This window comes from Blautia sp. OF03-15BH (genome assembly GCF_003463065.1).
Taxonomy (GTDB): domain Bacteria; phylum Bacillota; class Clostridia; order Lachnospirales; family Lachnospiraceae; genus Limivivens.
Genome location: NZ_QSCM01000021.1, coordinates 39,202 through 46,128 on the forward strand (window position 1 = coordinate 39,202; position 6,927 = coordinate 46,128).

Annotated in this window: 7 protein-coding genes; 1 reads left to right on the forward strand and 6 read right to left on the reverse strand. The window is 45.9% G+C overall.

Translation table 11 applies throughout. The annotated features are described in order from the left end of the window. The first annotated feature begins 81 nt into the window (after positions 1-81). Positions 82-1,038 (forward strand): S1 RNA-binding domain-containing protein, encoded by a 957-nt coding sequence (locus DXA57_RS15305; protein WP_117768130.1) that lies wholly within the window; start codon positions 82-84, stop codon positions 1,036-1,038. A 249-nt stretch (positions 1,039-1,287) separates the two neighbouring features. On the opposite strand, the gene DXA57_RS15310 is transcribed toward DXA57_RS15305, so the two are convergent. The 6 genes from DXA57_RS15310 to DXA57_RS15335 all read right to left on the reverse strand — a co-directional run bounded on the left by DXA57_RS15310 (position 1,288) and on the right by DXA57_RS15335 (position 6,856). Beyond that, positions 1,288-1,797 carry an L-2-amino-thiazoline-4-carboxylic acid hydrolase gene (locus DXA57_RS15310; protein ID WP_117768131.1) on the reverse strand — a complete coding sequence of 170 codons (510 nt, stop codon included), beginning with the start codon at positions 1,795-1,797 and terminating at the stop codon, positions 1,288-1,290. 23 nt (positions 1,798-1,820) lie between these two features. After that, positions 1,821-2,594: an amino acid ABC transporter ATP-binding protein gene (locus DXA57_RS15315; RefSeq protein WP_330423284.1), complete on the reverse strand. Its 774-nt coding sequence runs from the start codon at positions 2,592-2,594 to the stop codon at positions 1,821-1,823. A gap of 19 nt (positions 2,595-2,613) precedes the next feature. Beyond that, on the reverse strand, positions 2,614-3,327 hold the full coding sequence (locus tag DXA57_RS15320; protein ID WP_117768132.1) for an amino acid ABC transporter permease: 714 nt from the start codon (positions 3,325-3,327) through the stop codon (positions 2,614-2,616). After that, entirely contained in the window at positions 3,324-4,019 is a 696-nt protein-coding gene (locus tag DXA57_RS15325; protein WP_117768133.1) for an amino acid ABC transporter permease, read from the reverse strand. The genes DXA57_RS15320 and DXA57_RS15325 overlap by 4 nt, the downstream gene beginning before the upstream one ends. 72 nt (positions 4,020-4,091) lie before the next feature. Beyond that, a complete protein-coding gene (locus tag DXA57_RS15330; RefSeq protein WP_117768134.1) occupies positions 4,092-4,907 on the reverse strand; it encodes a transporter substrate-binding domain-containing protein in 816 nt (271 codons plus the stop codon). 245 nt (positions 4,908-5,152) lie between these two features. Then, complete coding sequence (locus DXA57_RS15335) at positions 5,153-6,856, reverse strand: AAA family ATPase (RefSeq protein WP_117768135.1); 1,704 nt, start codon at positions 6,854-6,856, stop codon at positions 5,153-5,155. Positions 6,857-6,927: the final 71 nt, after the last annotated feature.

The following is a 6,927-nucleotide window of genomic DNA, read 5'->3' on the forward strand; positions in this document are numbered from 1 at the left end:
GTTACTTTTATACAAAGATGCCCGCAAAATGCAGGCGGCGACCTTTGCACGGAAGAACATCATAAAAAAGGAGATCATATTATGAGTGAAGAACTGAAAAACGTAACACCGGAAACCGCAGAAGCTCCCGAGCATGTGGAAAGCATGGACGATTACAAAGAGGAACTGGAAGCCTCCTTTAAGCAGATCCACGAGGGCGATATCCTGACCGGAACCGTCATCGGCGTTTCTGAAACTGCCATTACCCTGGATCTGAAATATTATACCGACGGCATCATCCGCCTGGAGGATTTCACCAATGATCCGAATTTCAACCTGGCAGAAGATATCCACACAGGCGATGAGATTTCCGCCACTGTGATCCGCAGAGATGACGGCGAAGGTCACATTCTCCTCTCCGCCAAAGAGGCCAATGAGGTCCTTGCCTGGGATAAACTCCGCAGCTATAAGGCAGAGGGCACAAACCTGAAAGTCAAGGTTGCCGGCATCGTAAAATCAGGCGTTGTCGCTTATCTGGAAGGCATCCGCGGCTTCATTCCCGCTTCCAAACTTTCCCTGAACTATGTAGAAGAAGATGATCTGAATGACTGGCTTGGCAAAGAGCTCGAGATCCGCGTCATCGCAGCAGATGAGGAGGACGATCACCTGGTACTCTCCGCCCGTGAAATCCTCCGTGAAAAGGCAGACGAAGAGCGGAAAGCCAAAGTATCCAATGTCGAGATCGGCCTTGTAACCGAAGGTACCGTAGAATCCATCCAGCCCTATGGTGCATTCATCGATCTTGGAAACGGTCTTTCCGGTCTGGTACATGTTTCTCAGATCTGCGAAAAACGGATCAAGACTCCCGCCGCTGTCCTGAAGGTTGGTGACAAAGTAAAGGTAAAAGTCATCAATGTAAAAGACGGCAAGCTCAGCCTGAGCATGAAAGCCCTGAATGATGTGGCTGCCGAGGAGATTCAGGAGGAAACCATCGAATTGCCGGAAACAGAGGCTGTAGGTACCTCTCTTGGTTCTCTTTTTGCCAACATCAAACTTTGATCTGTCTTTGATTATTTATTATTTTTCACCAAAAACCAGTTTGAAACAAACTGGTTTTTGGTTATTTTCACATATTCTTTACTGCTTGTTCATATTTTATTCATAATTTATTGCTACACTATAACTGTCTTCGAAAGGAGACAACCAATCTTGGTCATGGCGTAATGTTTTCATTACACATAGATAAATTTTTTCATAATAGCCCGGGTGTACCAGACGCCCGGGCACTCCTCATTTTATGGCATAAAATCAGTCTTTCTTTACCTTCGTAAACCGCAGCTGACAGACCGGAAGGCCGTCTGCAATGGTGCCTTTCAGTTCGAATTTCAGGCAGGGGAACTGTTTTGCAAACTCTCTGTCACCTTCCATCGTCAGATCGCAGAGATGAGCGATTTCTTCCAGTGTATGACCCTGTTTTACCCACTCGGTTACATAGGGGCAGTAATGGAAATCGATGGACAGCTTGTCCTCCGTCTTCTCTACTACTTCCATCTCATAAATCTCCCTGTTATGATCCGTACCAAATTCATTGGCAAACTCAGTAAAATCATCGGGATCCTTCATGCTCGCACGCATGGCTTTCGCATTGTCTGCACCATAACGGCCGATGGCAGTCCTCGCAAAGGAATCGTCGATGCCCTGTTTTGCCGCCTCTTCGATCATATTGGAGATGGTTGCCGCACGGCGGGCGCTGATATCACGCATACCGTCTACGCCAAAATTGTTTTTGATCTTCGGAATGTTGTTTTCAAATGCCATTTTCTTCTACCTCTTTCTTCTTATTATTTATATGTTATATTGGCGGGTTCCATGGGTTCGTTGAGCAGTGAACGCAAGAACCTTAACGTCCTTTCATCTTTCGGGCTTTCAATGACCTCTTTCGGGCTGCCCTGCTCGACAATGACGCCGCCTTCCATATAGATCACACGGTCAGCCACATCGCGGGCGAAACTGATCTCATGGGTCACGACGATCATCGTGATACCACTCTTTGCCACGGCACGCATGGCACCCAGCACCTCTCCTACCAGTTCCGGGTCAAGAGCGGAGGTGGGCTCGTCAAAAAGAATCACCTTGGGATTTAAAGCCAGAGCCCTGCAGATGCCCACACGCTGCTGCTGACCGCCAGAAAGCTGTGCCGGATAAGCGGAGGCTCTGTTTTCCAGATTCACTTTTTTCAAAAGTGCCATGGCCGTTTCCACAGCCTGCTCATGAGGAATCTTCCGCACCGTGGTCAGACCTTCCGTGATGTTCTGTAAAACGGTCTTATTGCGAAAAAGATTATAATTCTGAAATACCATTCCGGTTTTCCGGCGAAGAGCCAGCGTTTCCTTATGATGATGCTTCTGGCTGTCCACGGTCAGTCCGTCAATGGTTATCGTTCCCTGATCTGCGGGGGCAAGAAAATTGATGGTCCGCAAAAGAGTCGTCTTTCCGGATCCGGAGGGTCCCAGGATGACCACTACCTCTCCTTCCTCCACAGAAAGATCCACGCCGTTTAAGATATCCACGCCACCCAGTTTTTTTCTGATATTTTTCAATTCTACCATTGCCATATCTTCTGTCTCCTGTCTTTTATACCGCAGAAACGGTCTTCTGATAACGATTCATCTTCTTATTGATCCGTTTCAGGATCTGCTCCGCAAGGATACATACTGCCCAGTAAATGCCTGCTGCCACCAGATATCCCTCAAGGATCGCATAATTGACGGCAGTGGAAGCCCGGGCTGTTGCCAGAAGCTCAAACACATTTACCACGGAAGCCAGGCTGGTGGCCTTCAGAAGCCACATGAAGTAGTTGGAAAGGTTCGGAAGAGAGATCACCACGGCCTGTGGGATCACGATCCTCCACATAGCCTGAAACGTGCTCATTCCTACGGAGTAAGCAGCCTCCAGCTGCCCTTTGTCCACCGCTCTGTAAGAAGAAACCACCACATCCGTCATATAGGCTCCGTAATTGAAGGCAAATGCCACCACAGCAAAACCAAAATAAGAAGGATGCTTCGGATCATAAGTGTATCCAAGTACGCCATCAAAAGCCCGGAGCACATAAGGGAGTGCATAATAGCAGAACAAAAGCTGGACGATCAGCGGAACGCCTTTGATGAAGGTGTTGAGTCCGATGACGAACTGCTTCAGCACCGGAATCTTTTTCAGGATACAGACTCCGAAGAGCACAGCCAGCAAAATTGCAAAAAAAAGTGATGCAAAAGTAAGTTCCAGTGTCACCGGCAGGGCACTAAGCACTGTCGGAATGTCCGATATCATAAATTTTACATTCAGATTCATGCGATACCCCTTTCATGCCGGCTGTAATGACGGGTCAGGCTGTTGAAAACCAGTTCGATGACCACATTGATCAGGAAATACAGGATCGCTGCCGCCAGAAGGATCCAGATCTGACCGTAGCCTCTGTGCTGGGCAATGATCTTGTCCGCCCGGCCCATGACATCCACAACACCAATGACATAGGCTATGGCGGTCCCTTTCAGAAGGTCGATCTCCAGGTTTTTCAGGTTCGGAAGCGCAATCTGCATGGTCAGAGGAGCGATCACATGGCGAAAGCACTGCCAGCGGCTGTAGCCGATGGAATATCCCGCCTCGATCTGATCCTTGTCAATGGCTTCATAAGCGCCCCGGAAGGCCTCGGAAACAAAGCTGGAAAAGTTACAGCAGGTCGCTATCACATAAAAAATTCCGGCGTCCCAACGATTGATATTGATCCCAAAGGGTTCAAAGATCTTCGGGAGCCCGAAAAACACAATATAGATCTGAACCAGCCCCGGCGTTCCCCTGAAAAAAGAAACAAACAGGGAAACCAGCCAGTACAGCGCATTCTTTTTTCCCACCCGTACCCGGCAGATCCATGCTCCCAGGACCAGGGAGATCACGGTCGGCACCAGAAAATAAAACAGGGTTGCCGGAATATATTCCACCAGCACCGGAAGGCTGGAAATAAATAATTCATGTCCTCTCCACATGCAAATACTCCTATTACAACAGTACAGTCCATGACACCCGGTCATGAACTGTAACTGTGATCTTTTTCTTTATCAGTCGCGAAGACCCAGCTCTTTTGCCACCTCGAAGTTGTCCTCACCGAAGAATTCCTCAGTCAGTTTACTTAAGGTACCATCCTCAGTAAGAGCATCGATGGCTTTGTTCACTGCCTCCTGAAGCTCTGTCTGATCCTTGTTGATCAAAAAGTCGGTGTCTCTTCCGTCTACACGGTCGGTAATGGTCAGATCGTCATAGCCGGTCTCTTCCAGGATCGCATTGGCCTGCTCTGCGGAAAGATAAGCAGCATCGTAAACGCCATCCTCCACGCTGGTGATCTCATCTGCCATTGCTCCGGATGCTGCCAGCGTTTCGAAATCAAGCTTGATATCCGGATGTTTTTCCATCCAGTCTGCCAGAGCGACTGCACGACCGTCTGTTGCAACGATGGGGGCAATGCTCTTTCCGTCCATATCCTCCAGGCTCTTGATGCCGCTGTCATTCTTCACGACCAGATTCATGAAGAAATAGTTGTACGGATTGGATACCAGGAAAGCTTCCTCTCTTGCCGGTGTACGGAATTTGCAGCCGGAATCCAGATCGTATTTTCCGCTGGTGGTTCCTGCCAGAGCTGTCTCATAATCCAGTACGGTATAATTGAAGGTCCAGTCATCCAGATAATCATCGATGAGTTTCAATACTTCATACTCATATCCTGCCGGTTCCCCGTTATCATCCTCATAGGTATAAGGAGCGTTCTCTGCTTCCAGAACGATTTCTGCCGTTTTCGCGTCATCGGCGCTTGCTGTCATTCCGAAGGCTGCGGTTGCTGCTGCGATAAGTGCCATGGTAGCTGTCAGATTTTTTTTCATAAGTTTTTCTCCTCGCTTAATTCCTACTGTTTCGATAGATTTAGTGTTATTATACTTTTTTTCCAAAAATTGTCAATCAGATAACGGTATATAGAGGTATGCGAAATTTCAATACCACGATATAGAAAAAAACTATAGCACCGTCTGAGAGCATAACAACAGACAAGGACAGAGCCGTAAAATGAACTCTGTCCTTGTTGATGAATGGTATGCTTTTGGGCGGATATGACCGCTATTTCTGATTTTTACAGTTTCTCGGCAACTACCTGACATCGTTTTCTGCAGAAAGAAATTCCATAGATCAAGATATCATTTCGTCCTTCATTTCGTAAATATTCATCGTAACGACGTTCTCTGATCTGTTCCAGTGCGGCTGCACAGGCTTTTCCCAATGCTGCAAAAGAACTGACATATTTCACTTCAATGATGATCCCCGCTTCCGGATCTTCCGGTTCGATCAGAATATCACAAAAACCGTCTCCCGATTCCATATTGGATCTGATAAGCCACTCCGGATTACTTCGCAACAGTCCCAGCAACAGACCATGATAAAAATTCTCCTTCTGACCTTCCCGTGCTTTCGTATCCAGAATGCTGATCATATTGCTGAGAATCAAAGTCAGCTGTTTTTGAATTTCTTCGGCATTTCCACATAAAAATGCCTCACAAAATGCTGACATTTTCCTTGCATCTTTTACGACTGCTTTTTGAAACCACTCCTGAATCTGGTAGATAAAGACATCTCGCACTTCTTTATTGGGAATGATCAGTTTATAAACCCCTCGTTCTATTTTTTCCTGCTGTGTAAGATACCCCGTTGTAAATAATACACTCCACAAATTGCCAATATCATTGTCTATCTCATCGTAAGTCAGTTCCAGACGAACTGCTTTTTCGATTCCTTCTCCTGCAATCAGGCGTTCGATCTCATCCCGTGTTGTTTTGTCTGCTTTATCTACAAAACGTTTTACCAGTTCATTTCCACTCGTATTGATCCAATAGGACTGTGGTTCCGCGTCCGGATCTCCCAAAAGACGATCCACATGATTAATAACATCCCAGGGTGAGTAAACATCTGCATCCCCAAAATGATAACCATCATACCATTCCTTTGTTTCCATGAAATGACTTGTCAGATGATAGTATTCCAATAATTTCCGTACTTCCGTATCTGTAAAGCCAAATTGCTCGTCAAACCTGGCATCTGTAATAGAAAGTACCTTGAAATTATTCAGTCCGGTAAAAATACTTTCCTTGGAAATACGCAGGCATCCCGTCAGTACTGCAAACTGCAGAGCATCGTTTGTTTTTAAAGCCTGTCCGAAAATCCCTCGGATCAGAGACACCATCTCCCGATAATACCCATGCTGAAATGCTTTATCAAGTGGAACATCATATTCATCAATCAAAATAATTGTTTTTTGACCATAATATTTGGACAGGAGCTGAGACAAAATCTGCAGACTGGAAGTAAGTACATTTCCCTCCATAGAATAATGCCCTTCTTGCCAGGCCGTCAGCGCATGATATCTTTTCTTTTCATTTTCAGAAAGCTTATCACTCTCCTGTAAAAATGAAAAACGTTCTGCTTCCATACCGATCAATTCAGCAAAACGTTCTTTTGCCTCTTCAAAAGTAAGCCCATCCACATTTTTAAGCGAAAGAAAAATTACCGGAAACTTCCCCAGATATTTTTCACAGAGCGCTTTCTTGTGCGAAATATACAGATTTTCAAACAAAGAACTGTCTGTCCCTATTTCAAAGAAACTGCGGAGCATGCTCATGTTCAATGTTTTTCCAAATCGGCGGGGCCGTGTAAACAGATTGACCTCTCCCCATTGAGCAAGAAGCTGCTCGATCAACTTCGTTTTATCAACATAATAAAACGCTTCTTTCCGGATCTTTTCAAAGCTGTCAATTCCTACCGGTAATTTTAATAACTTCGCCATCTTATCCACCTGCCGTTACTGAAAACTTATAAAAAGTTATAAACTTCCATGTTTCATTCCTACTTCAACGA

Bases quoted from the DNA above. Each gene is read 5' to 3' on its own strand.
- DXA57_RS15305 (WP_117768130.1), top strand. From the start codon at position 82: ATGAGTGAAGAACTGAAAAACGTAACACCGGAAACCGCAGAAGCTCCC.
- DXA57_RS15310 (WP_117768131.1), bottom strand. From the start codon at position 1,797: ATGGCATTTGAAAACAACATTCCGAAGATCAAAAACAATTTTGGCGTA.
- DXA57_RS15315 (WP_330423284.1), bottom strand. From the start codon at position 2,594: ATGGCAATGGTAGAATTGAAAAATATCAGAAAAAAACTGGGTGGCGTG.
- DXA57_RS15320 (WP_117768132.1), bottom strand. From the start codon at position 3,327: ATGAATCTGAATGTAAAATTTATGATATCGGACATTCCGACAGTGCTT.
- DXA57_RS15325 (WP_117768133.1), bottom strand. From the start codon at position 4,019: ATGTGGAGAGGACATGAATTATTTATTTCCAGCCTTCCGGTGCTGGTG.
- DXA57_RS15330 (WP_117768134.1), bottom strand. From the start codon at position 4,907: ATGAAAAAAAATCTGACAGCTACCATGGCACTTATCGCAGCAGCAACC.
- DXA57_RS15335 (WP_117768135.1), bottom strand. From the start codon at position 6,856: ATGGCGAAGTTATTAAAATTACCGGTAGGAATTGACAGCTTTGAAAAG.